Origin of the sequence: Mycobacterium sp. E3251, from assembly GCF_001666835.1 — a bacterium.
In the GTDB taxonomy this organism is placed as follows: domain Bacteria; phylum Actinomycetota; class Actinomycetes; order Mycobacteriales; family Mycobacteriaceae; genus Mycobacterium.
This window is the reverse complement of the sequence record NZ_LZJF01000085.1, coordinates 39,877-62,355: the sequence shown is the minus strand read 5'-3', so window position 1 is coordinate 62,355 and position 22,479 is coordinate 39,877. Positions and strand designations below refer to the sequence as shown.

At 67.7% G+C, this 22,479-nt stretch carries 24 protein-coding genes, 3 tRNA genes and 1 pseudogene; 20 read left to right on the top strand and 8 right to left on the bottom strand.

Translation table 11 applies throughout. From position 1 onward, the window contains the following. Positions 1-155: 155 nt before the first annotated feature. Positions 156-1,088: pseudogene (locus A5697_RS11895) on the bottom strand (class I SAM-dependent methyltransferase); the annotation flags it as partial. Positions 1,089-1,295: 207 nt separating this feature from the next. Between A5697_RS11895 and A5697_RS11890 the strand changes: the two are divergent. Together A5697_RS11890 and A5697_RS11885 are read left to right on the top strand one after the other, a co-directional pair. Further along, a complete protein-coding gene (locus A5697_RS11890; RefSeq protein ID WP_231972050.1) occupies positions 1,296-2,294 on the top strand; it encodes a phosphotransferase family protein in 999 nt (332 codons plus the stop codon). 19 nt (positions 2,295-2,313) lie between these two features. Continuing rightward, on the top strand, positions 2,314-2,820 hold the full coding sequence (locus A5697_RS11885; RefSeq protein WP_067946095.1) for a hypothetical protein: 507 nt from the start codon (positions 2,314-2,316) through the stop codon (positions 2,818-2,820). 13 nt (positions 2,821-2,833) lie between these two features. Here A5697_RS11885 and A5697_RS11880 read toward each other — a convergent pair whose 3' ends face one another. Continuing rightward, positions 2,834-3,484: a DUF1345 domain-containing protein gene (locus A5697_RS11880; protein WP_067946097.1), complete on the bottom strand. Its 651-nt coding sequence runs from the start codon at positions 3,482-3,484 to the stop codon at positions 2,834-2,836. 207 nt (positions 3,485-3,691) lie between these two features. On the opposite strand from A5697_RS11880, the gene A5697_RS11875 reads away from it, so the two are divergent. Continuing rightward, positions 3,692-5,011 carry a serpin family protein gene (locus A5697_RS11875; RefSeq protein WP_156673260.1) on the top strand — a complete coding sequence of 440 codons (1,320 nt, stop codon included), beginning with the start codon at positions 3,692-3,694 and terminating at the stop codon, positions 5,009-5,011. Positions 5,012-5,455: 444 nt separating this feature from the next. Here A5697_RS11875 and A5697_RS11870 read toward each other — a convergent pair. Further along, positions 5,456-5,528, bottom strand: a tRNA-Arg gene (locus A5697_RS11870). A 42-nt stretch (positions 5,529-5,570) separates the two neighbouring features. Beyond that, a tRNA-Ser gene (locus tag A5697_RS11865) sits at positions 5,571-5,659 on the bottom strand. Between the two features lie 84 nt (positions 5,660-5,743). On the opposite strand from A5697_RS11865, the gene hisC reads away from it, so the two are divergent. Both hisC and A5697_RS11855 read left to right on the top strand, forming a co-directional pair. Beyond that, entirely contained in the window at positions 5,744-6,811 is a 1,068-nt protein-coding gene (gene hisC / locus A5697_RS11860; protein WP_068010526.1) for a histidinol-phosphate transaminase, read from the top strand. Positions 6,812-6,822: 11 nt separating this feature from the next. Further along, complete coding sequence (locus A5697_RS11855) at positions 6,823-7,284, top strand: DUF4334 domain-containing protein (RefSeq protein WP_068010524.1); 462 nt, start codon at positions 6,823-6,825, stop codon at positions 7,282-7,284. 53 nt (positions 7,285-7,337) lie between these two features. Here the strand turns inward: A5697_RS11855 and A5697_RS11850 are convergent, their stop codons facing one another. Continuing rightward, entirely contained in the window at positions 7,338-7,922 is a 585-nt protein-coding gene (locus A5697_RS11850) for a TIGR03086 family metal-binding protein (protein WP_197500978.1), read from the bottom strand. 23 nt (positions 7,923-7,945) lie between these two features. On the opposite strand from A5697_RS11850, the gene A5697_RS11845 reads away from it, so the two are divergent. Genes A5697_RS11845 through A5697_RS11830 form a run of 4 tightly spaced genes read left to right on the top strand, consistent with a single transcriptional unit; the run spans position 7,946 to position 11,405 of the window. Beyond that, positions 7,946-8,770: a crotonase/enoyl-CoA hydratase family protein gene (locus tag A5697_RS11845; protein WP_067948317.1), complete on the top strand. Its 825-nt coding sequence runs from the start codon at positions 7,946-7,948 to the stop codon at positions 8,768-8,770. Positions 8,771-8,795: 25 nt separating this feature from the next. After that, the gene (lipE, locus tag A5697_RS11840) at positions 8,796-10,031 is read left to right on the top strand and encodes a lipase LipE (RefSeq protein WP_068010521.1); all 1,236 of its coding nucleotides are present in this window, start codon (positions 8,796-8,798) and stop codon (positions 10,029-10,031) included. Between the two features lie 29 nt (positions 10,032-10,060). After that, entirely contained in the window at positions 10,061-10,252 is a 192-nt protein-coding gene (locus A5697_RS11835; protein WP_066953390.1) for a hypothetical protein, read from the top strand. Between the two features lie 34 nt (positions 10,253-10,286). Beyond that, positions 10,287-11,405, top strand: coding sequence for a hypothetical protein (locus A5697_RS11830; protein ID WP_067948313.1), 1,119 nt, complete (start codon positions 10,287-10,289; stop codon positions 11,403-11,405). A 4-nt stretch (positions 11,406-11,409) separates the two neighbouring features. Here the strand turns inward: A5697_RS11830 and A5697_RS11825 are convergent. Beyond that, positions 11,410-11,496 (bottom strand) — tRNA-Ser (locus tag A5697_RS11825). Positions 11,497-11,533: 37 nt separating this feature from the next. On the opposite strand from A5697_RS11825, the gene A5697_RS11820 reads away from it, so the two are divergent. Next, positions 11,534-12,502, top strand: coding sequence for an NAD(P)H-quinone oxidoreductase (locus tag A5697_RS11820; RefSeq protein WP_067948321.1), 969 nt, complete (start codon positions 11,534-11,536; stop codon positions 12,500-12,502). A gap of 14 nt (positions 12,503-12,516) precedes the next feature. Here the strand turns inward: A5697_RS11820 and A5697_RS11815 are convergent, their stop codons facing one another. Beyond that, positions 12,517-13,713, bottom strand: coding sequence for a cysteine desulfurase-like protein (locus A5697_RS11815; protein ID WP_067948311.1), 1,197 nt, complete (start codon positions 13,711-13,713; stop codon positions 12,517-12,519). A 118-nt stretch (positions 13,714-13,831) separates the two neighbouring features. On the opposite strand from A5697_RS11815, the gene A5697_RS11810 reads away from it, so the two are divergent. Genes A5697_RS11810 through A5697_RS11790 form a run of 5 tightly spaced genes read left to right on the top strand, consistent with a single transcriptional unit; the run spans position 13,832 to position 18,917 of the window. Beyond that, positions 13,832-15,805 (top strand): DUF6541 family protein, encoded by a 1,974-nt coding sequence (locus A5697_RS11810; protein WP_068010519.1) that lies wholly within the window; start codon positions 13,832-13,834, stop codon positions 15,803-15,805. Positions 15,806-15,826: 21 nt separating this feature from the next. Beyond that, on the top strand, positions 15,827-16,333 hold the full coding sequence (locus tag A5697_RS11805; protein ID WP_068010516.1) for a bacterial proteasome activator family protein: 507 nt from the start codon (positions 15,827-15,829) through the stop codon (positions 16,331-16,333). 10 nt (positions 16,334-16,343) lie between these two features. Beyond that, a complete protein-coding gene (locus tag A5697_RS11800) occupies positions 16,344-17,183 on the top strand; it encodes an ABC transporter ATP-binding protein (RefSeq protein WP_068010514.1) in 840 nt (279 codons plus the stop codon). Then, the gene (locus tag A5697_RS11795; RefSeq protein WP_068010511.1) at positions 17,176-18,090 is read left to right on the top strand and encodes a glycosyltransferase; all 915 of its coding nucleotides are present in this window, start codon (positions 17,176-17,178) and stop codon (positions 18,088-18,090) included. The genes A5697_RS11800 and A5697_RS11795 overlap by 8 nt, the downstream gene beginning before the upstream one ends. After that, a complete protein-coding gene (locus A5697_RS11790) occupies positions 18,087-18,917 on the top strand; it encodes an ABC transporter permease (RefSeq protein ID WP_067948300.1) in 831 nt (276 codons plus the stop codon). Before A5697_RS11795 ends, A5697_RS11790 begins: the two co-directional genes overlap by 4 nt. Before the next feature lie 56 nt (positions 18,918-18,973). Here the strand turns inward: A5697_RS11790 and A5697_RS11785 are convergent, their stop codons facing one another. Further along, positions 18,974-19,339, bottom strand: coding sequence for a DUF732 domain-containing protein (locus tag A5697_RS11785; protein WP_068010509.1), 366 nt, complete (start codon positions 19,337-19,339; stop codon positions 18,974-18,976). A 90-nt stretch (positions 19,340-19,429) separates the two neighbouring features. Here A5697_RS11785 and A5697_RS11780 point away from each other — a divergent pair, with 90 nt between their 5' ends. The 5 genes from A5697_RS11780 (at position 19,430) to A5697_RS11760 (ending at position 22,455) form a co-directional block, all read left to right on the top strand. Then, positions 19,430-19,951, top strand: a complete 522-nt coding sequence (locus A5697_RS11780) for a 6-carboxytetrahydropterin synthase (protein WP_068010507.1) — start codon at positions 19,430-19,432, stop codon at positions 19,949-19,951. A 43-nt stretch (positions 19,952-19,994) separates the two neighbouring features. Further along, the gene (locus A5697_RS11775; protein ID WP_082953347.1) at positions 19,995-20,210 is read left to right on the top strand and encodes a hypothetical protein; all 216 of its coding nucleotides are present in this window, start codon (positions 19,995-19,997) and stop codon (positions 20,208-20,210) included. 57 nt (positions 20,211-20,267) lie between these two features. Next, positions 20,268-21,407 carry a flotillin family protein gene (locus A5697_RS11770; RefSeq protein ID WP_067948292.1) on the top strand — a complete coding sequence of 380 codons (1,140 nt, stop codon included), beginning with the start codon at positions 20,268-20,270 and terminating at the stop codon, positions 21,405-21,407. Positions 21,408-21,504: 97 nt separating this feature from the next. Then, positions 21,505-21,984 (top strand): GreA/GreB family elongation factor, encoded by a 480-nt coding sequence (locus A5697_RS11765; protein WP_067948290.1) that lies wholly within the window; start codon positions 21,505-21,507, stop codon positions 21,982-21,984. A 42-nt stretch (positions 21,985-22,026) separates the two neighbouring features. Beyond that, positions 22,027-22,455, top strand: a complete 429-nt coding sequence (locus A5697_RS11760; RefSeq protein WP_067948288.1) for a GtrA family protein — start codon at positions 22,027-22,029, stop codon at positions 22,453-22,455. Positions 22,456-22,479: the final 24 nt, after the last annotated feature.

The window sequence follows — 22,479 nt, the reverse complement described above, 5'->3', positions numbered from 1 at the left end:
GTTACGGCCGCAACGTTCCGCAGGAAGCGGAACACACGATGCCGCCCACGCTGTACGTGTCCGCGCAGCGACGCGGCTAGGGTGTCACGGCCGCTACCCTCGCCGGTGTGGCCGATCGACCCGCCCGAGTGAGCGACGTGCACAAGATCGCCGCGTCGCTGCGCGGACACGTACAGCGTGGGCGGCATCGTGTGTTCCGCTTCCTGCGGAACGTTGCGGCCGTAACGAGCCATCAACTCCGAAAACGTCGCCGTGGCGACGTCCCAGCCCCGGTCTCGCAGCCAGCCGTCGACGGCGGTGCGCTCTTCGGGATACCAGAGGTCGTCGTAGTCGGTGATCTCGGAGTCGACCAGCTTGGCGGCCGCGGCTCGCATGCGCTGCATGTCCTCGCGCTGGCGCCGGACGAGCTCGGGATCGGTGAATCCCGCGCCCGGCACGTTCGAAGCCAGCCAGCTGCCGTCCGCGCTGAGGGAATGGATGCGCTCGAACAACAAGTCCTGGGCCTGGGCGGGCAGGTAACGGACCAGACCCTCGGCCGACCAGGCGGCGGGCTTGGTCGGGTCAAATCCTGCCTCCTGCAACGCGTTCGGCCAATCCTGCCGCAGATCGATCGGCACGTTCACCAGGCGTGCCTTCGGTTGGGCACCGTGCTCGCGCAGCGTGTTGGATTTGAAGTCCAGCACCTTTGGCTGATCCAGTTCGTAGACGACCGTGCCGTCGGGCCACGGCAGCCGCCAGGTGCGCGCGTCCAATCCGGCGGCCAGGATCACCACCTGCCGCACGCCGGAGTCGGCCGCGCCCAGGAAGAACTCGTCGAAAAAGGCTGTCCGCGTGGCCATGAAGTCGATCATCAGCTGGATGCGCGTACTCACCTCCGGCTCCAGCTCCACCGCCTTGGCCAGGAGTGCGGGATCGGCGTAGATGCTCCACATGCCTTCGCCCGCGGCGTCGACGAACACGCGCGCGAACGGGTCTTTGATGAGCGGGTTGGCGCTCTCGGTCTCGGCGGCCCGCGCCGCCGCGACACCCAGTGCGGTGGCTCCCACGCTTTGGGTGATGTCCCAGGAATCGTTGTCGGTACGCGGCATCGCCAGTTCCCTTCACGCGCCAGTCAGTTAGTTCCGCACACTATTGTTCCAGCCTCCGCCGCCCGGGGCCCCTTCGCGAGGGTGGCCTACGCTTTTTCCCAGACGGCCCACAGGGTTGCAGAGGAGCGCTGGCATGACGGAAGTGTTTGCCCCGATCGGCACGGGCCGCACGTGGATGCGGTGAACCTGGACGCCGTCGCGGCGTGGATGTCCGAGCAGGGACTCGGCGAAGGCCCGCTGGAGGATGTTTCCGCCGTCACCGGTGGAACGCAGAACGTCATGGTCCGGTTCACCCGGGCCGGCCGGCCCTATGTCCTGCGCCGGGGGCCGCGACACCTGCGTCCGCGGAGCAACAGCGTCATCCTGCGGGAAACGAAAGTCCTTGCTGCACTGGCCGGTTCCGACGTTCCGCACCCACACCTGATCGCCGCCTGCGAAGATCCCGCCGTGCTGGGCGACGCCGTCTTCTACCTGATGGACCCAGTCGACGGGTTCAACGCCGGCGAGGGACTGCTGCCGCTGCATGCGGGCGATGCCGCCGTGCGGCACGGCATGGGCCTGTCGATGGCCGATGCGCTGGCCAAGCTGGCCGCCGTCGACCACGTCGCGGTGGGGCTCGCCGACTTCGGCAAGCCGGAAGGCTTCCTCGAACGCCAGGTGCCGCGCTGGCTCTCGGAGTTGGAGTCCTACAGCGACTATGACGGCTACCCGGGACCGGACATCCCGGGCATCGAGGAAGTGTCGGCCTGGCTGGAGCGCCATCGGCCGGCGACGTGGACGCCCGGCATCATGCACGGCGACTACCACGCCGCCAACGTGATGTTCTCCCGAACCGGGCCGGACGTGGTCGCCATCGTCGACTGGGAGATGTGCACGATCGGCGACCCGCTGCTGGATCTGGGCTGGCTGCTGGCCACTTGGCGCCAGCCCGACGGTTCCACTGTGTTCAGCCACGCCCTGGGCGGTCAGGACGGTTTGGCCAGCACCGACGAACTCTTCCAGCGCTATGCGGCCAACACCACCCGCGACTTGTCGAATATCACCTGGTACACGGTGCTGGCCTGCTTCAAGCTGGGCATCGTCATCGAGGGGACACTCGCCCGGGCCTGCGCGGGCAAGGCCGAAAAGGAGGTCGGCGACCAGCTGCACGCCGCGACGGTGCACCTGTTCGAGCGCGCGCTGGGCATGATCGAGGGCCAGCGCTGATCCACTAACATCTCCGTTCGTGCCGCCTTATCCCGAGGAACCCGACTACTACTCCGAGCCCACCCAGGCCGCGCGGTATGGCGGCGGGTATTACGACGAGCCGGCGCCCCAGCCCGAGCCGCCGACTCCGTGGTACCGCCGCCCCGCGGCGCTGGTGGCGGCCGGCGCGATCGGGGTGATCGTGCTTGCGCTCGTGGCCTTTGCGGTGGTCAAGCTGGTGGCCGGTTCGCCCGCGCATAGTCCGGCAGCGACGACTACGACCACCGCGCCGACCACAACGGTGACGACCACCACGACCACGGAGCCGCCACGGCACCACGGTGGTGGCGGCGGTGGCGGTGGCGTCCCGACCGAGACCGTCACCGAGACCGCCCCGCCCCCGAGCTCCGACACCCCCACCACAACGGAAGCGCCGAGCACCGTTACGGTCTCGCCGAGCACCGACACCAGCACCGTCACGCAAACGCAAACCGTGACCGTGCCGCCCCGTCGCGGACCGTTCGGGGGCCCGTTCGGCGGACGCTAGCGACCGCGACGCGTCACAACTTGGCGCCCAGCCCGGCGACCATGTTGATGGTGACCGCAAGGATCACCGCGCCGAAAAGGTACGACAGCAGCGCATGGCGTAAAACGGTTGCGCGCAGCCGAGAGTTGTTGATCTCCGTGTCGGAGACCTGAAAGGTCATACCGACGGTGAACGCCACATATGCGAAGTCCAGGTATCGCGGCGGATGTGGGTCGTGGAAATCGATGCCCCCGGCCTCGTCGGAGTAGTAGAGGCGCGCGTAGTGCGCGGTGAAAAGCGTATGCACGGCAAACCAGGACGCCACCACGGCCAGAATGCCCACGCCCGCTGCTGCGAGGGCTTGGGCGCCCGAATGTGTGCCCGCCGCGACTACGTATCCGACCCCGCCGAGGCTGCCCAGGCTCGCTGAGACGATGACCACGTCGGCGAGCAACCGGGTGGCGTCCTCGCGTGTCGCGTGCCGAGCGGTGCGTTGTGCGTCCATCGGTCCGATGATCAGCCAGCTCCACGCCACGTACACCGCTGCGGCCACCACCCAGCCGAGCAGGGCGAACCTCCAACCGAGCGCATCAGCGATGGCGACCGCAGCCGCGGTTCCGGCTATCAAGGCAACAAAGAGCCGCACCGCGACCGTGTCACGGAGAAAGCGCACATAGGAAGTCACAGCATCGACTTAAGCAGATGCCGCAGCTTGCGACCGGTCGAACGAGGTCCCCAACCGCGGTCGACCGAGGTCTCCGGGAGCGCGGGGAGGGATTCGAGCCCTCGACCCTCTGTTGGTGATCGCCGACCGCTCAACGTATTTCGGCGGGGTTTTCATAGCGCGCGATTTGCCTAATGCCCGCGCCTCGAGGCGCTCATACTGGTCACCGTGAAGCGCCTAACCCGTAAATCCCGCGTCGGATTCCACGGGATAGTTGCTGCTGCCGTTGTTTTCGCGAGTGCCGTCGGCTGCGCGAGCGAGCACAATCGTGGTGCGTCCACACCAGGACCGACACCGGCGTCCGTCACGCATTCAAACCTTCCGTACGACAACACTCCAGACGTTGCCCCCGCGCAGGAGCAGAGTTTTGTCAATGCCACCAACGGGTTCGGGCTGGATCTATTCCGGCGCATGTCGGCGGCCAGTGAAAAGAACCTGGTCTTCTCTCCACTGAGCCTCAGCGTTGCGTTGTCGATGGTCTATGCCGGTGCCGCCGGTGACACCGCGGCCGAAATGAAAGCCGCTTTGCGCGATCCGTTCGGCAATGACACCTACCACCGTGCCATGAATCAACTGCTGCGCGAACTGCGCTCACGCAATCGCACCGCGATCTCCGCCGACGATCCGAGGAGTATCGAGCTGGCGATGGTCGACGGGGTTTGGCTGCAGCGTGGCATGTCGGTTCGCGCGCCGTTCCTCGACATCCTCGCCACCCAATACGACGCGGGCGTGCATCTCGCCGACTTCAAGGGCAACCCCGACGGCCAACGAGTCGCCCTCAACAGCTTCGCCAGCGACGCGACCAAAGGGCAGATCAAAGACCTGATCCCGCCGGGCGTCATTGACGAGTCGACGCGTGCGGTGTTGCTGAACGCGGCCTACCTGAAGGCGAGCTGGGACAGGCCATTTCCGACAGAACTTACGGCCGACGGCAGCTTCCGCCTCACGCCTCAGGCAACGGTCACCGTGCCGATGATGCACAAGGCGAGTTCGCTGCGCCACGCGGCTGGGTCGAATTTCCAGGCGGTGGAACTTCCTTACGTGGGCGACGACCTCAAAATGCTGGTCGTGGTGCCGACCGAGGGACAGCTGCAGGCGGTCCGCAACAGCATCGACGACGCTTGGTTCCGCAACTTGTCCTTTGTGCAGGGGCCGGTCAGCCTCACTTTGCCCAAGTTTCGCATCAGCTGGGGACCCGAGGAATTCAAGGAAACCTTGGCAGCGGTGGGGATGCCCCGCGTATTCGACCAGAACCGCGCGGACTTCTCCAACATCACCACCGACGAGAAGCTGTACATCCCACGGGTGCTGCAGAAGGCCTTCGTCGGGATCGACGAGTTCGGTACGGAAGCCGCAGCCGTTTCGACGGTCATCGGTGGCGGGTTTGGTCCGGTCGAGGAAGTGACGGCCGATCACCCATTCCTGTTCGCCATTCTCGACAAGACCGGCGCCGTGGTCTTCGCGGGGCAGGTGATGGATCCGCGCTGAAGCATGGCGCTAGTCCGCAATCATGTTGGCGGGAAGGGGTTTACCCGGCGGCGTTGCAAGGCCGGAAGCTTCCCGCCGACGCGGTGCGGGGACCGCGGCGACAACCGGGGCGACAGGATTTGGCCGAGCCGTGCGGCGACCCAGCCGGGTTCCGTCAGACCTGAAGGCGCAACAGCGTTGGACCGCTTACATCAAGGTGCAAGTGGTGACGCCTGCGGTTGTGGTGCAACCGCAGCCCGACATCAGCAAGGCGCTGGAGGCGATCATCAGGGCGGCGAGGGTTCTGGTGACACGGGACATGGCACTCAACTCCGATGGTGTGTGCGGAACTGAATTAATCGCCCGAGGCCCTTAACATACGCCCGCCGGCGACAGCGTGGGGCGATTCCGCGGATTGTCGATCGCGCCCATCGAGCGAGATCGACAATCGTCATACCGAGTGAGCGCGCCCGAAGGGATTCGAACCCCTAACCTTCTGATCCGTAGTCAGATGCTCTATCCGTTGAGCTACGGGCGCCCGTGTTCAGTTGTCTTGCGTCGCGTTCCTCGAAAAGACCAGCGGAGGCGAGAGGATTTGAACCTCCGGTCCCCTTTGAGGGGGACAACTCATTAGCAGTGAGCCCCATTCGGCCGCTCTGGCACGCCTCCCTTGGACTGTTTGAGGGTACCCGACCCCTTTCCGGTCTCGCGGAACCGGCCATAGCGTACACATCCGCGACATAAACTGTCGAAGTGACCGCTCGCCTGCGTCCCGAACTGGCCGGACTGCCAGTCTATGTGCCCGGCAAGAACGTGCCGGGCTCGATCAAGCTGGCCAGCAACGAGACCGTGTACGGCCCCCTGCCCAGCGTGCGGGCGGCGATCGAGCGCGCCGTCGCCGTCGTCAACCGCTATCCGGACAACGCCAGCGTGGACCTCAAGGCGGCGTTGGCCATGCACCTCGGCTCCAACGTCGCCCCGGAGCACATCGCGGTCGGCAGCGGTTCGGTCACCTTGTGCCAACAGTTGGTGCAGATCACCGCATCCGCCGGCGACGAGGTGATGATGGGCTGGCGCAGCTTCGAGTGCTACCTGCCCATCGTCCAGGTTTCCGGCGCGACCGCGGTCAAAGTGCCGCTGACCGACCACACGCACGACCTCGACGCCATGCTCGCCGCGATCACCGACCGCACCCGGCTGATCTTCGTCTGCAACCCGAACAATCCGACGTCCACGGTGGTCGACCCGGACGCCCTGGCCCGGTTCATCGAGGCCGTGCCGCCGCAGATCCTGATCGCCATCGACGAGGCCTACGTCGAATACATCCGCGACGGCATGCTGCCCAACAGCCTGGAGCTCGCACTATCCCGCAGCAACGTCGTTGTGCTGCGGACCTTTTCCAAGGCGTACGGCCTGGCGGGCTTGCGTGTCGGTTATGCGATCGGCCACCCCGACCTCATCACCGCGCTGGACAAGGTGGTCATGCCCTTCGCCGTGACGAACGTCGCCCAGGCGGCCGCCATCGCGTCGCTGGAGGCTTCCCACGAGCTGGCAGCCCGCACCGACGCTCTGGTGGCCGAGCGCACCCGGGTCAGCGCCGGGTTGCGCGACGCCGGGTTCACCCTGCCGCCCTCGCAGGCCAACTTCGTCTGGTTGCCGCTGGGTGCCCGCACCGCGGACTTCACCGAGCAGGCCGCCGACGCTCGGCTGGTGGTACGGCCGTTCGCGGGCGAGGGGGTGCGCATCACCATCGGTGCGGTGGAGGAGAATGACGCTTTGTTGCACTTCGCCCGCGACTGGATTTCCCGCACCGAAGCTTAAGGAGCACTCCATTGGACTTGGCGCGCAAGCAGTTCACCGAGTTCAAGGAGCGCGAGGGCGAGATCCCCGACACCGAGCTCGACGACTTCTGGGCCGGCCTCGAGCCCGCGACGATCGAGGGGATGCTGGGTGAGTGGAAGGGCGGCGAGTTCCGCACCGGCCACCGGATGAACGGCCAGCTGGAGAAGGCGGGCTGGTTCGGCAAGACCTTCTCCTCGGCCCGCGACGTGCAGCCGCTGGTCTGCCTCGACGCCGACGGCAACAAGTTCTCTAACAAGGAGATGGGCAAGGGCGAGGCCAGCCTGTGGCTCGAACAGTTCCGCGGGGAGGTCACCGCGACGATGGTCTACGACGGCCAGCCGGTGCACGACCACTTCAAGAAGATCGACGACGACACCGTGATGGGCATCATGAACGGCAAGGGCGTCCGGGATAACGGCCGGTACTACTACTTCTACCTCGAACGGGTGTAGCGGCTGAGCCTTCGAATGTGCGGCTGGACGCACACTCGGCCAAGCGACGAGCGTTACCGCTCGGGGTTGCGGCCGGTGAACGCGACCAATTGCTCGAGCGCGCCGGCATCTTCGGGCACGTCCACCGGGTCGTCGAACCCCGCGCCGCCGCGGAACTCCGGCCTGATGACCTTGCGCGCCAGCCCCAACACGTACTCGGACAGCGGCTCGGGCGCGTTGATCTCGTGTCCCACGGCTGCTGCGAAATCCCAAGCGTGGACCAGGAATTCGATCGACAAGACGGCGCACGCACTCTTCGCGGGCATCTCGGTCTTGCCGAACGGCACCGACCCGTCCAGGCCGTGGCGGTGCCAGGCGTCCAGCGCGGGCCGGGCCGCCGCTACCACCTGGCGTTCCACCGAATCGGCTTCGTCGCGCTCCGGGACCTCCGCGCCGACCATGCCACCCAGGGCGGTGATCGAGTTCAGCAGGTGATCGGTCAGCTGTGCCACGTCGAACTCCGCACACGGGGTCTGCCGCGACAGGTCGTCGGCCGCGATGGTGTGCAGCACCCGCTGCAAAACCCCGAGCGTGTCCTCAGCGCTGTGCAGTTCGTCGGTGGGCGGCGAATGGGGGCCGGGCCGCAAATCAGGAGCCATGTTTGCCACGCTACGGTCTCGATATGGCGCAAGCATACGAATCCGTCACGGTGGAAACGAAAGATCACGTCGCCCAGGTGACGCTGATCGGCCCGGGCAAGGGCAACGCGATGGGCCCGGCGTTCTGGTCGGAGATGCCGGAGCTGTTCGCGGCGCTGGACGCCGACCCCGAAGTGCGGGCCATCGTCATCACCGGCTCCGGGAGGAACTTCAGCTACGGCCTGGACGTGCCCGCGATGGGCGGCTCGTTCACCCCGCTGCTGTCCGGGGACGCGCTGGCCGGCCCGCGGGCGGTCTTCCACGCGGAGGTCAAGCGCATGCAGGGCGCGATCACCGCGGTCGCGGATTGCCGCACCCCGACCATCGCCTCGGTGCATGGCTGGTGCATCGGCGGCGGGGTCGACCTGATCTCCGCGGTCGACATCCGCTACGCCAGCTCCGACGCCAAATTCTCGGTGCGCGAGGTCAAGCTGGCGATCGTCGCCGACGTCGGCAGCCTGGCCCGCCTCCCGTACATCCTGAGCGACGGGCACCTGCGCGAACTCGCGCTGACCGGTAAGGACATCGACGCGGCCCGGGCCGAGACGATCGGCCTGGTCAACGACGTGTACGACGACCCAGAGGCGACCCTGGCCGCCGCGCATGCCACCGCGGCCGAGATCGCCGCCAACCCGCCGCTGGCCGTGCACGGCATCAAGGACGTCCTCGACCAGCAGCGCGTCGCCGCGGTGTCGGAGAGCCTGCGCTACGTGGCCGCTTGGAACGCCGCCTTCCTGCCGTCGAAGGACCTGACCGAGGGCATCGCGGCGACATTCGAGAAGCGGCCGCCGCGGTTCACCGGGGAGTGATCCGGCGCCACGTACCCTCGCTGAGGTGACACCAGACGGCAAGATCCGCGTCCCGGGCGACCTGGACGCCGTGACGACGATCGGCGACGAAGACCACTCGGAAATCGACAGCGCCGCGGTCGAGCGGATCTGGGGCGCCGCGCGGCACTGGTACCAGGGCGGCTTCCACCCCGCCATCCAGCTGTGCATCCGTCGGCACGGGCGCGTCGTGCTCAACCGCGCGATCGGCCACGGCTGGGGCAACGCGCCGAGCGACCCGCCCGACGCCGAGAAGATCCCCGTCACGCCGGACACTCCGTTCTGCGTGTACTCGGCGGCCAAGGGAATGGCGGCCACGGTGGTGCACATGCTCGTCGAGCGTGGCGTGTTCTCGCTCGACGACCGGGTCTGCGACTACATCCCCACGTTCACCAGTCACGGCAAGCATCGGATCACCATCCGGCACGTCATGACCCACAGCGCCGGGCTTCCCTTCCCGACCGGGCCCAAACCCGACGTCAAACGCGCGGACGACCACGAGTACGCGCAACAAAAGCTGGGTGAGCTGCGCCCCCTCTACCGGCCGGGACTGGTGCACATCTACCACGCGCTGACCTGGGGTCCGCTGGTACGCGAGATCGTTTACGCGGCCACCGGCAAGGAGATTCGCGAGATCCTCGCCACTGAGGTCCTCGACCCTCTCGGCTTCCGGTGGACCAACTTCGGTGTCGCCAAGGAGGACCTGCCCCTGGTGGCGCCGAGCCACGCGACGGGCCGCCCGTTGCCGCCGGTGGTCGCGCAGATCTTCCGCAAGGCGATCGGTGGGACCGTGCACGAGATGATCCCGATCACCAACACCCCGATGTTTCTCACCACCATCATCCCGTCGTCCAACACGGTGTCGACCGCGCACGAGATGTCACGGTTCGCCGAAATCTGGCGTCGCGGTGGGAATCTCGACGGCGTGCGGGTGATGAGCCCGGAGACGATGTACGGCGCGATCAAGGAATGCCGCCGACTGCGACCGGATTTCGCGGTCGGTTTGCAACCGGCCCGGTGGGGCACCGGATTCATCCTCGGAACGAACCGCTGGGGTCCGTTCGGGCTCAACTCGCCGCATGCGTTCGGCAACCTCGGCCTGGTCAACATCGCGATCTGGGCCGACCCGGCGCGCGGCCTGGCCGCCGGCGTGGTCAGCAGCGGAAAGCCCGGGCGCGACCCGGAAGCCAAGCGGTACACCGCCCTGATGGACACGATCACCGCCGAGATCCCCGCCGGTTGAGGGTCGCCTCCGGTGGGAACACTGCCGCCATGGCTACCTACCGAGTGCTCAACCCGAAGGGCGACGTCGTCGCGACGAAGGACATCGAAAGCGCCGACAAGGCGCACGCGTGGTTCGCCGATGAGGCGGTCGAGGGCAACGAACTGGGCTGGCGCATGGAGGTCGAAGCCGACGGCGAATGGCGGTTCTTCGACAGCAGCGAAGGCGATCGCAGCTACTAGTGTTTGCGGCCCGCCTCGTCGGGCACCCAAAGACATGGACTCTGAACGCTTCCGCAAGCTGCTAGAGGCCCCCGCGCCGTTCGCGTCGGTCTACTTCGACGACTCGCACGACACCCACGACGCCGAAGCTCAGCTCGACCTCAAATGGCGGGCGCTGAAGGAAGACCTGGAACGGCAGGGCGCGCCCGCGGCGGTGACCGAGGAAATCGGCCGTGCCGTGCAGGATTTGCGTCCGCCGATCGGCCGCAGTGGCCGCGGCGTGGTGGCGAGCGCCGAGGGCGTGCTGCTCAACGAACACCTGACCCGGCCCACCGCCGAAGCGGTCGTCCGGGTCTCCGAATTGCCGTTCGTCCTTCCGCTCGTCGAACTCGGCTTCGACTACCCCGACTATCTGCTGGTGGTGGTCGACCACACCGGCGCCGACATCACGACCCACGTCAACGGCACGCTGCGAACGGAAACAGTCGACGGCGGAGGCTATCCCGTGCATAAAGCCGCCGGGGCAGAAACTGCCGGATACGGCGACCCGCAACTGCGCACCGACGAAGCCGCCCGCAAGAACGTGCGCGCCGTCGCCGACCGGATCGGACAGCTCGTCGACGACAAGTCCATCGAGCTGGTCTTCATCGTCGGCGAGGTGCGGTCGCGCTCGGACCTGCTGGCCACCCTGCCGGATCGGCTGCACGACAAGGTAATTCAGCTACAAGTGGGCGCGCGGCACAGCGGCCACGACGACGAGGAAGTGCAGCGGGCCATCGAAGCCGCTTTCGTCGAGCGACGGTTGAAGGTGATCGACGCTGCCGCCGGTCGGTTCACCGCCGAGGTGGGCCGGCAGTCCGGGCTCGCCGCCGAGGGGCTCGACGCCGTCTGCTCCGCGCTGCGCCAGGGCGCGGTCGACACGTTGATCGTCGGCGATCTCGGCGACGCCACCGTGGTCGCCGACGAGGCGCTGACGACGATCGCCCCGAATGAGAACGTGCTGTCGGAGCAGGGCGCCGCGCCCGCCAAGACGCTGCGGGCCGACGAGGCGCTGCCCCTGTTCGCGGTTTCCATCGGGGCGTCGCTGGTGCGCACCGACGAGCGGATCGCACCGGCCGACGGTGTCGGTGCGCTGCTTCGCTACGCCCTAACGCTGCACCAGCCCGCCGGCTGACACGCGGTGGCGGAGGGATTTGAACCCCCGGACGGTGTTAGCCGTCTCTCGCTTTCAAGGCGAGTGCATTAGGCCGCTCTGCCACGCCACCACGAGTAAGGGTAACGGGGGTCGGTAGCGTGGCCACCATGCGCGCCATAGTCGCCGAATCCCCCGATCAGCTGTCCTGGCAAGACGTCCCAGACGCGTCCGCCGGGCCCGGCGAGGTGCTGATCAAGGTCACCGCGGCCGGCGTGAACCGCGCCGACCTGCTGCAGGCCGCCGGCAAATACCCGCCGCCACCGGGCGCCAGCGAAATCATCGGCATGGAGGTGTCGGGCGTCGTCGCGGAAACCGGCGACGGCGTCTCGGATTGGCCCGTCGGCCAAGAGGTTTGCGCGCTGCTGGCCGGCGGCGGATACGCCGAATACGTCGCCGTCCCCGCCGGCCAGGTGATGCCGATTCCCTCTGGAGTCGACCTCGTCGACGCGGCCGGGCTGCCGGAAGTGGCCTGCACGGTGTGGTCGAACCTGGTGCTGACCGCCCACCTCGGCAAGGGGCAGCTGCTGCTGGTGCACGGCGGCGCCAGCGGGATCGGGAGCCACGCGATCCAGGTCGCGCGGGCGCTGGGCGTCCGGGTGGCCGTCACGGCCGGCTCGGTGGAGAAGCTGGAGTTCTGCCGCGAGCTGGGCGCCGAGATCACCATCAACTACCGCGACGAGGACTTCGTCGAGCGGCTGCGCGAATGCGGTGGGGCTGACGTGATCCTGGACATCATGGGCGCCGCCTACCTGGACCGCAATATCGACGCTCTGGCGACCGACGGGCAGCTGGTCATCATCGGCATGCAGGGCGGCATCAAGGGCGAGCTCAACATCGCCAAGCTGCTCGGCAAGCGCGCGCGGGTCATCGGCACCACGCTGCGCGCCCGGCCGGTGACCGGCCCGAACAGCAAGACGGAGATCGTGCAGGCGGTGATCGGGTCGGTGTGGCCGATGATCGCCGAGGGCCGCGTCCGGCCGATCATCGGCGCCCGCATGCCCATCCAGCAGGCCGCGGAGGCACATCAACAGCTGACGTCGAGCAAGGTGACCGGCAAGATCGTGCTGACGGTCTAGCGGCCCCTGAAAGCTCAGCCCAGGGAGGCCAGCGCGCGGACCAACTGGTCCACCTCGGCCGTCGTCGAATAGTGCGCGAGCCCGACGGTGACCGCGCCGCCGATGTCGTTGACGCCCAGCACGTCGAGCGCGCGGGAATTCTCGTTGGTGACGGCCAGGATTCCGTTGTCCGCCAGCCGCTGCACCACCCGTTCGGCGGGCACGCCGTTCAAGGCGAAGCTGACCACGGGGATCCGCACCTCCGGACGGCCGATCACCATGACCAACGGCAACGACCGCAGCGACACCATGAGGTAATCGAAGATCCGGTTCAGGTAGAGGCTGGCCGATTGCATCGACACCGACAGGCGTTCGCGGCGGCTACCGCGGGCGGACTCGTCGAGTGCGGCCAGGTACTCGATGCTGGCGACCACCCCGGCGAGCAGACCGAACTGGTGCGCGCCGATCTCGAGCCGCGCCGCGCCGGTCGCCTTGGGGTCCGTCGAGATGGAGCTGAACGAGTTGAGCAGCGCCGGATCGCGGAACACCACCGCGCCGATCGGCGGACCGCCCCACGCCAGGGCGTTCACCGCCACCACGTCGGCGTCGCTCTCCTTGACGTCGAGCAACCGGTACGGCGCCGCGGCGGAATGATCGACCACGACCAGCCCGCCCACGTCGTGCACCAGCTTGGTCATGGCTCGCAGGTCGGTGACCGTGCCCAGCGTCGCGGACGCGGATGCGACGGCCACCAGCCTGGTCGACTTCCCGATCAGACCCTCCCACTGCCAGGTCGGCAGCTCGCCGGTCTCGATGTCGATCTCGGCCCACTTCACCTTGGCGCCGTAGCGGTGCGCAGCCCGCAGCCACGGGGCGATGTTCGCCTCGTCGTCGAGGCGGCTGACGACCACCTCGTAGCCCAGCCCGGCGCGCGACGACGACGCCTCGGCCAGCGCCGACAGCAGGATGGCGCGGTCGGCCCCGAGCACCACGCCCGCCGGGTCGACGTTGAAGAGGTCGGCCACCGCCGCCCGCGCCGCCTCCAGGATGGCGGCGCTGCGCTGCGCGGACGGGTGGGCGCCCGCCGTGGTGGCGCTGGACCTGCGGAAGGCGGTCGAAACGGTGGTCGCGACGGAATCGGGGATGAGCATCCCGGCCGGCGCGTCGAAGTGCACCCACCCGTCACCCAGCGACGGATGCAGTCCGCGCACCCGGGCGACGTCGTAAGCCATGCCAGCCACCTTAGAGCTTGCGCATTTCCGCGAAACTGTGACCGTAGCGGGTGCCATACAGCTTCAAGCCGGCCGGTGGCTTCCCGAGGCAGGACACCCGGCCAGCCATACTAGTCGAGTGGGCCTCTGGTTCGGAACGCTGATCGCATTGTTTTTGCTGATAGCGCCCGGGGCGATCGTCGCGCGAATCAGTCAGCTCAGTTGGCCTGTCGCCGTCGCGGTGGGCCCGGCCCTGACCTACGGCGCGATCGCGTTGGCGATCATCCCGTTCGGCGCGGTCGGAATCCCGTGGAACGGCTGGACGGCGCTGGCGACGCTGGTCGGGGTGTGCCTGCTGATGACGGTCCTGCAGTTGCTGGTCGGCCGCTACCGCGACGTCGAGGCGGAGGCCCGCGGGATCGGCCGGTGGCCGGCGGTGACGGTGGCGGCCGGGGTGCTGCTCGGGTCGCTGCTGATCATGTGGGCGGCCTATCGCGGTCTGGGTGCGCATTGGCAGACCATCCCCAGCACCTGGGACGCGGTCTGGCACGCCAACGAGGTGCGGTTCATCCTCGACACCGGGCAGGCGTCGTCGACGCACATGGGCGAGCTGCGCAACGTCGAAACGCACCAGACGCTGTACTACCCGTCGGTGTTCCACGCCCTGACCGCGGTTTTCTGTCAGCTCACCGGGGCGGCGCCCACCACCGGCTACACGGTGAGCTCGGTGGCGGCCTCGGTCTGGCTGTTTCCCACCAGCGCGGCGATGCTGACCTGGCGGTTGATGCGCGGGACCTGGTGTGAATGGCGCACCGCCGCCGCGGCCGCCACCGCCGCCGCGCTGTCGGCGTCGTTCACCGCCCTCCCCTACGTCGAGTTCGGCGTCGCCGCGATGCCCAACCTGGCGGCCTACGGGGTCGCCATCCCGACGTTCGTGCTGATCGCCTCGACGCTGCGGCACCGCGACCGCATCCCGGTGGCGGTGCTGGCCTTCGTGGGGGTGATGTCGGTCCACCTGACCGGCGGGTTCATCGTCGTGCTGTTCGTGGTGGCCTGGTGGTTGCTGGACGTGCTGCGGCGCCCGGTGCGCGGCCGGGTCGCCGACGCCGTGACGGTCGCCGGCGTGACGACGGCCACCGGGCTGATCCTGTTGCCGCAGTTCATCAGCGTGCGGCAGCAGGAAGACATCATCGCCGGGCACTCGTTCCTGACCCACCTCAGCAAGAAGCGGGGCCTGTTCGACGCCGTCTTCCAGCACTCGCGTCATCTCAACGACTTCCCCTACCAGTACGGGCTCATGTCGCTGGCGATCCTCGGCGGGATCCTCTTCGCCTACAAGAAGATCTGGTGGCCGCTGGCCGTCTGGCTGTTGTTGGTGGTGGTGGACGTCGACGCGGGAACACCGCTGGGCGGCCCACTCGGCGCGCTGGCCGGGGCGTTCGGGGAGTTTTTCTACAAGGACCCGCGCCGGATCTCGGCGGCCATCACTCTGCTGCTGCAACCTATGGTCGGCGTCGCGTTGTTCGTGATCGTCACCGGGGTGGTCGCCGGCGCCAAACGAGTCGCCGACCGGTCCCGACCGTCACCCGCGCCGGCGTGGACCGCGGCCACGGCCGTGCTGTTGCTGGCGACGACCGTCTTCACCGCCCGCCACTACTTCTATCGGCACCTGGTTCTGTTCGGCGACAAGTACGACTCGGTGATGATCGACCAACGCGACCTGATGGCGATGGCCTACCTGGCCACGCTTCCGGGCGCGCACACCACCGTGATCGGCAACGCCAACACCGACGGAACCGCCTGGATGTACGCCGTCGCCGACCTGCACCCGCTGTGGACCCACTACGACTACCCGCAGCAAATGGGCCCCGGACCCAACCGCTACATCTTCTGGACCGGAGCCCGCAAGGGCGAGTCCGATCCGCGGGTGGTCGAGGCGATTAAGGCGCTCAATATCCGGTACATCTACACCAGCACGCCGACGGTCCGGGGCTTCGCCGTACCCGACGGACTAGTGTCACTGGATAAATCGAAGTCGTGGGCGCTGATCTACGACAATGGTGGAGCCCGAATCTACGAATGGCGCGGAAGCGGCGCGGCGCCGCACTCTTAGTCCGCAAAGGATGGTGATGGATTGACTACCCGCAACGACGACGATGACATCGAGATCATCGGCGGCGTCGACCCGCGGACCACGGCGGTGGCGGAGGACGACTCCGACGAGCGCTCCCTGACCGATCTGGTTGAGCAGCCCGCCAAGGTGATGCGCATCGGGACGATGATCAAGCAACTCCTTGAGGAGGTGCGTGCCGCACCGCTCGACGAGGCCAGCCGCAACCGCCTGCGCGAGATCCACGCGACCAGCATTCGCGAGCTCGAAGAGGGCCTGGCACCGGAACTGCGCGACGAGCTCGACCGCCTCACCCTGCCGTTCAACGAGGACTCGGCGCCGTCGGACGCGGAATTGCGCATCGCCCAGGCCCAGCTGGTCGGCTGGCTGGAGGGGCTGTTCCACGGCATCCAGACGGCGCTGTTCGCCCAGCAGATGGCCGCCCGCGCGCAGCTGGAGAACATGCGCCAGGGCGCGCTGCCCCCCGGCGTAGGCAAGCCGGGCGCGTCCGGGCACGGTCAGTACCTGTAAGCGAAGCACGGTGGCGGGTCCTCACATCGAGACGCACAACGCGTGGGTGGAATTCCCCATTTTCGACGCGAAGTCGCGCTCCCTGAAGAAAGCCTTCCTGGGCAAGGCGGGCGGCACGATCGGCCGCAACAGCTCCAACGTGGTCGTCGTCGAGGCGTTGCGCGACATCACCATGTCGCTCGAGCTGGGCGACCGGGTGGGTCTGGTCGGTCACAACGGGGCCGGCAAATCGACTCTGCTGCGCCTGCTTTCGGGCATCTACGAACCAACCCGCGGCTGGGCGACGGTCACCGGCCGGGTCGCACCGGTCTTCGATCTGGGTGTCGGCATGGACCCGGAGATCTCCGGTTACGAGAACATCATCATCCGCGGGCTGTTCCTCGGGCAGACCCGCAAGCAGATGCTGGCCAAGGTCGACGAGATCGCCGAGTTCACCGAGCTGGGTGACTACCTGTCGATGCCGCTGCGGACCTACTCCACCGGGATGCGGGTCCGCCTCGCGATGGGCGTCGTCACCAGCATCGACCCCGAGATACTGCTGCTCGACGAAGGGATCGGCGCGGTCGACGCCGACTTCCTGAAGAAGGCACAGTCGCGGCTGCAGGGCCTGGTCGAGCGGTCCGGAATCCTGGTGTTCGCCAGCCATTCCAACGAGTTCCTGGCCCGGTTGTGCAAGACCGCGATGTGGATCGACCACGGAGTCATTCGCCAGGCCGGTGACATTGAAGACGTGGTGCGCGCCTACGAGGGCGAGGACGCGGCCCGGCACGTGCGCGAAGTACTGGATGAGACCCGCCTGCAGGGCCGCACCGACGAACCGCTGTCGCAGAGCGCATCCGGGGATGAGTGAATCCATCATCGCCGTCGTGGTCACGCACCGGCGCGCCGACGAACTCGCCAAGTCGCTGGACACGCTCAGCGCGCAGACCCGGCTGCCGGATCATCTGATCGTCGTCGACAACGACGGTGGCGCCGACGCCCGCATCCGCGAACTGGTTGCGGCCCAGCCGATCTCGACGACGTACCTGCCCTCCCGCCGAAATCTCGGCGGTGCGGGGGGTTTCGCGCTCGGCATGCTGCACGCGCTGGCGCAGGGCGCCGATTGGGTGTGGCTCGCCGACGACGACGGTCGGCCGCAGGACTCCCGCGTGCTGGCCACGCTGCTGGCCTGCGCCGAAAAGCACGGCCTGGCCGAAGTCTCGCCGATGGTGTGCAACTCCGACGACCCGGAACGGCTGGCGTTCCCGTTGCGCCGTGGCCTGGTATGGCGCAGGCGCGCAAGCGAATTGCGCACCGAACCGGGACAGGACCTGTTGCCCGGGATCGCGTCGCTGTTCAACGGCGCGCTGTTCCGGGCGTCCACCCTGGATGCGGTCGGCGTCCCGGACATGCGGCTGTTCATCCGCGGCGACGAGGTGGAGTTGCATCGCAGGCTGGTTCGGTCCGGCCTACCATTCGGCACCTGCCTGGACGCGATCTACTTGCATCCCTGCGGATCCGACGAGTTCCGCCCGATTCTGGGCGGCCGCATGCACACCCAGTACCCCGACAATCCGACTAAGCGGTTCTACACCTATCGCAACCGCGGCTACCTGCTGTCCCAACCGGGCCTGCGCAAGCTGCTGCCCCAGGAATGGGTTCGGTTCGGCTGGTACTTCCTGATCACCCGCCGCGACCCCAAGGGGCTGTCCGAGTGGATTCGGTTGCGCCGCTTGGGGCGTCGGGAGCAGTTCGGCAAACCGGGAGACTCCACTTGACATTCATCGACGCCGCCGCGCAGTCGCGGACCTTCACCCGCGCCCGGGCCGACCTGGTGGCCGGCTTCCGTCGGCACGAGTTGTGGCTGCACCTGGGCTGGCAGGACATCAAGCAGCGCTACCGCCGCTCGGTGCTGGGGCCGTTCTGGATCACCATCGCGACCGGCACCACCGCCGTCGCCATGGGTGGCCTGTACTCCAAGCTGTTTCACCTCGAGCTCTCCGTGCACCTGCCGTACGTCACGCTCGGGCTGATCATCTGGAACCTCATCAACGCGGCCATCCTCGAGGGCGCCGACGTCTTCGTCGCCAACGAGGGACTGATCAAGCAGTTGCCGACGCCGCTGAGCGTGCACGTCTACCGGCTGGTGTGGCGGCAGATGATCTTGTTCGCGCACAACATCGTCATCTACGCCGTCATCGCGATCATCTATCCCAAGGCGTGGTCGTGGGCGGATCTGTCGGTGATCCCGGCGCTGGGTCTGATCGTCCTCAATTGCATTTGGGTGTCACTGTGTTTCGGCATCCTGGCGACCCGCTACCGCGACATCGGCCCGCTGCTGTTCTCCGTCGTGCAGTTGCTGTTCTTCATGACCCCGATCATCTGGAACGACGACACGTTGCGGCAGCAGGGCGCCGGGCGCTGGTCGAAGATCGTCGAGCTCAATCCGCTGCTGCACTATCTCGACATCGTTCGCGCCCCCCTGCTTGGCGCCCATCAGGAGCTGCGGCACTGGGCCGTGGTGGGGGTGCTAACGGTCGTCGGCTGGGTGCTGGCGGCGTTCGCGATGCGGCAGTACCGCGCCCGGGTGCCGTACTGGGTCTAGCCCGGCGACGATGCGCCGCGCACGCGGCGCGAGGAGCCGGGCAATCGATGTAGCGCTCACATGAGCGGGGGCAGCGGATTCAGCCAGTCCACCGAACCGTCGCCCTGCCCCTTGTATTGCGGGCAGTAGGCGGACACGGAAGCGCCGACGAAGAACCCGGCTTGCCGCGCCGAGAGGTTGGCGTCTTTCATCACCTTCATCGCCAGGACGCTCGATTTCTGGTTTCGGTCGCGTCCGGCGCAGACCGCGCGGGCCATCGAGATCGCGGCGTCGTCGTTCAGCACGATCCCGTTGTCCGCCAGGGCCCCCAGGAACGCGTCGTCGGGTGGATCCGCCGACGCCGGGGCCGCGGAAAGCAGCGCGGCGACGGCCAGCACGGCCGCCACCGCCGTCGACGACCACCGTCCGGGACCACCCTTCATACCTACCAAGATAGGCACCGACCGCGATCGAGGGACGGCTCCAAGAATTCGTTGAGGATCCCGCAAGGCGTGCGCCGGAGGCTGGGACCCATGCGCAACACCCTCTTCGTCGACGGCGACCGCGTCGCCACCGTGCACCGCGCCGACGCGCCACTGGGCCGCACGGCCAGGTTCCACCAGCGCAGGCTGTTCGACAACCTGCCATGCTGCCATCGCTCGTGGGCCAATCAAGGCAAACGCTTCTTCCTGCACGGCTACGAGCGGGCCTTCGACATCGAGTTCGCCTGTGCCGAAACCGAAACCGGCACCGACGCGGTGATCGACGAGGGCACCCTCGACGAGGTCAGGACGGCACTGCGCGACCAGTTCGACCACACCACCCTGATCGCGGTCGACGACCCACAGCGCGATCTGTTCGAGCTGCTGGCCGACCGCGGCGTCATCGACCTACGGATCATGGACGACACCGGGATGGCGGGCACGGCCGCCTGGACGTTCGAAACGGTCGAGGGCATAGTCGGGCTGGCCACCGGCGGCCGGGTCTGGGTGTCCCGGATCAAGGCCCGGGAGAGCCGTAACCACGTCGTCACCCTCACGGCGGGGCCCGTTTAGACGAAACACGACGCCCGCTTTGCCGATGCGAGAGTATGCGTTCGTGAGCGACGCCGCGGCAATCGGCTGTGTTGGGACGTTGACCGTGGCAACCCGCGGGGACCGTGGGGCCGGCGAGGTGCTGGTCACCGTGCGGGGTGCGAAGGAAGCGTTTTTGGCGTGGTCCGACCATCCCCTGCCCAAGGGCGCCGAGGTGCTGGTGGTCGAAGTCAGGGACGCCCGGACGGTGGTGGTCGAGCCCTGGCAGGGCCTCGCCTGACCCAAGACGGCCCGGATCGCCGGGATACAACAGCGAAACCCGAAAAAGGAGTTCCCGATGCTCGGTTACAAGGTGCCCGCCCCCGACGAGGCGATGCTCATCTCCGGTGCCCGAACCAGAAGCAACGCCCCGTTCCGTGTGGTGACCGGTCACGGTGCGTTCATCCTGCCGGTCTTCCGCAAGGCTCGGTTCCTCACGCTGGCCATGTGCGAGGCGGAGGTCGCCGAGAAGTGCGTGACCCAACAGGGCATCACCCTCAACGTCCGGGCGGTGATCGCTTTCAAGGTCGGCAACGACACCGAGAGCATCATCAGCGCGGCACAGCGATTCCTGTCCGAGCAGGACCAGATGTCCGTGCTGACCGGCCGGATCTTCGCCGGTCACCTGCGCTCGATCATCGGCTCGATGACGGTCGAGGAGATCATCCGGGAGCGCCAGAAACTGGCGACCGAAGTCCTCGACGGGTCCAAGGAAGAGATGGCCCGCATCGGGCTGACCGTCGACGCCCTGCAGATCCAGTCCATCGACGACGACGGCCTGGGTTACATCGACGCCATGTCGGCACCGCACAACGCCGCGATCCAGCAGCAGGCGCAGATCGCGCAGGCGCAGGCCAACCAGGCGGCCGCCGAAGCCGAGCAGGAATCCCAGCGCAAGCAGGCCGAATTCGCCCGCCAAACCGCGATCGTCAAGGCGCAGTACAAGGCCGAGGTGGACAAGGCCCAGGCCGAAGCCGCGCAGGCCGGGCCGCTGGCCGAGGCCGAGGCCCAGCGCGAGGTGCTGCAGATGCGCACCGAACTGGCCGAACGCGCGGCCGAGCTGCGCCAGCAGGAACTGGTCGCCGAAGTGGTCAAACCCGCCGAGGCCGAGGCCGAACGCGTGCGCATCCTGGCCGTCGCCGATGCGGAGAAGATGAAGATCCAGGCGGAGGCGGCGGCGTCGCACAACCGGGTCGCGCTGGACAAGGCGCTCATCGACCAGCTGCCCGAGATCGTGGAGAAGGCGGCCCGGGGGCTCGCCAACGCCAACGTGACCGTGCTCAACGGCGCCGAAGGGCTCACCGAGGTGGCCAGCGGCCTGGTCGCCCAGGGCAGGGCGATCTTCGACGCCCTGCGGGGCACCGTCGAGTACTACGACGACGAGGACGGCGCACCGCCGCTCACCACGAACTCCGAATCCGGCTCGACCAGTCGCTGAGTGGGACCCGCCGCTTACTCGATAATGGTGGCGGCCGCCTCGTCGTGGTGCGACACTGGAACGCCACTTGAGCAAACGGGGCGAAAGGTCCATCGACGTGAGCAAAAAGGTCCAATCAGCAGCGGACGCGGCGCGGGCGAACCTGGCCGCTGAGCTGGAGCGGCTGCGGCAGCGGCGGGACCGCCTGGAGGTGGAGGTCCGGAACGACCGCGGCATGGTGGGCGATCACGGCGACGCGGCCGAGGCGATTCAGCGCGCCGAGGAGCTGGTTGGGCTCAGCGACCGGATCAACGAGCTGGACCGGCGCATGCGGACCGGGCCGTCGCAGCCCGACGCGTCGGAAACGCTGCCGGGTGGCACCGAGGTGACCCTTCGGTTCTCCGACGGGGAAGTGGTCACGATGCACGTGATCTCCATCGTCGAAGAGACGCCGGTCGGCCGGGAAGGCGAGACGCTGACGGCGCGCAGCCCCCTGGCCCAGGCCTTGGCCGGACACAAGGCCGGCGACACGGTGACCTACTCGACCCCGCAGGGCGAGGATCAGGTCGAGCTCATATCGGTCAAGCTGCCCCGGTAACGCGTCCCGGGAGGCCCCGCCGGTCCCGTTAAACTCCCCCCAATGGTTGCCCCGCTGCCCGACGCCGCGCCGCCGAGCCCGCAGTTGAGTCTGACGACACAGGTGACGCGGTTCGTCGTCACCGGCGGCCTGGCGGGGATCGTCGACTTCGGCCTGTACCTGGCGCTGTACAAAGCCGTCGGCGTCCAGGTTGACCTGGCCAAGGCCAGCAGCTTCGTCGTGGGCACCATCACCGCCTATCTGATCAACCGCCGGTGGACGTTCCAGGCCGCCCCGAGCACCGCGCGGTTCGTCGCGGTCATGGTTCTCTACGGCATCACCTTCGCCGTGCAGGTCGGCCTGAACCATCTGTGCCTGGCGCTTTTGCACTACCGCGGGTGGGCGATACCCGTCGCGTTCGTGATAGCGCAGGGCACCGCGACGGTGATCAACTTCGTCGTGCAGCGGGCGGTAATCTTCCGCATCCGCTGAGCCGACGCTCGCAAGCGGTACCCT

Excerpts from the sequence above, each read along its gene's own strand:
- A5697_RS11890 (WP_231972050.1), top strand. The coding sequence starts at position 1,296 with ATGTCCGAGCAGGGACTCGGCGAAGGCCCGCTGGAGGATGTTTCCGCC.
- A5697_RS11850 (WP_197500978.1), bottom strand. The coding sequence starts at position 7,922 with ATGGCTCCTGATTTGCGGCCCGGCCCCCATTCGCCGCCCACCGACGAA.
- A5697_RS11845 (WP_067948317.1), top strand. The coding sequence starts at position 7,946 with ATGGCGCAAGCATACGAATCCGTCACGGTGGAAACGAAAGATCACGTC.
- A5697_RS11835 (WP_066953390.1), top strand. The coding sequence starts at position 10,061 with ATGGCTACCTACCGAGTGCTCAACCCGAAGGGCGACGTCGTCGCGACG.
- A5697_RS11830 (WP_067948313.1), top strand. The coding sequence starts at position 10,287 with ATGGACTCTGAACGCTTCCGCAAGCTGCTAGAGGCCCCCGCGCCGTTC.
- A5697_RS11820 (WP_067948321.1), top strand. The coding sequence starts at position 11,534 with ATGCGCGCCATAGTCGCCGAATCCCCCGATCAGCTGTCCTGGCAAGAC.
- A5697_RS11815 (WP_067948311.1), bottom strand. The coding sequence starts at position 13,713 with ATGGCTTACGACGTCGCCCGGGTGCGCGGACTGCATCCGTCGCTGGGT.
- A5697_RS11795 (WP_068010511.1), top strand. The coding sequence starts at position 17,176 with ATGAGTGAATCCATCATCGCCGTCGTGGTCACGCACCGGCGCGCCGAC.
- A5697_RS11785 (WP_068010509.1), bottom strand. The coding sequence starts at position 19,339 with ATGAAGGGTGGTCCCGGACGGTGGTCGTCGACGGCGGTGGCGGCCGTG.
- A5697_RS11780 (WP_068010507.1), top strand. The coding sequence starts at position 19,430 with ATGCGCAACACCCTCTTCGTCGACGGCGACCGCGTCGCCACCGTGCAC.
- A5697_RS11770 (WP_067948292.1), top strand. The coding sequence starts at position 20,268 with ATGCTCGGTTACAAGGTGCCCGCCCCCGACGAGGCGATGCTCATCTCC.
- A5697_RS11760 (WP_067948288.1), top strand. The coding sequence starts at position 22,027 with ATGGTTGCCCCGCTGCCCGACGCCGCGCCGCCGAGCCCGCAGTTGAGT.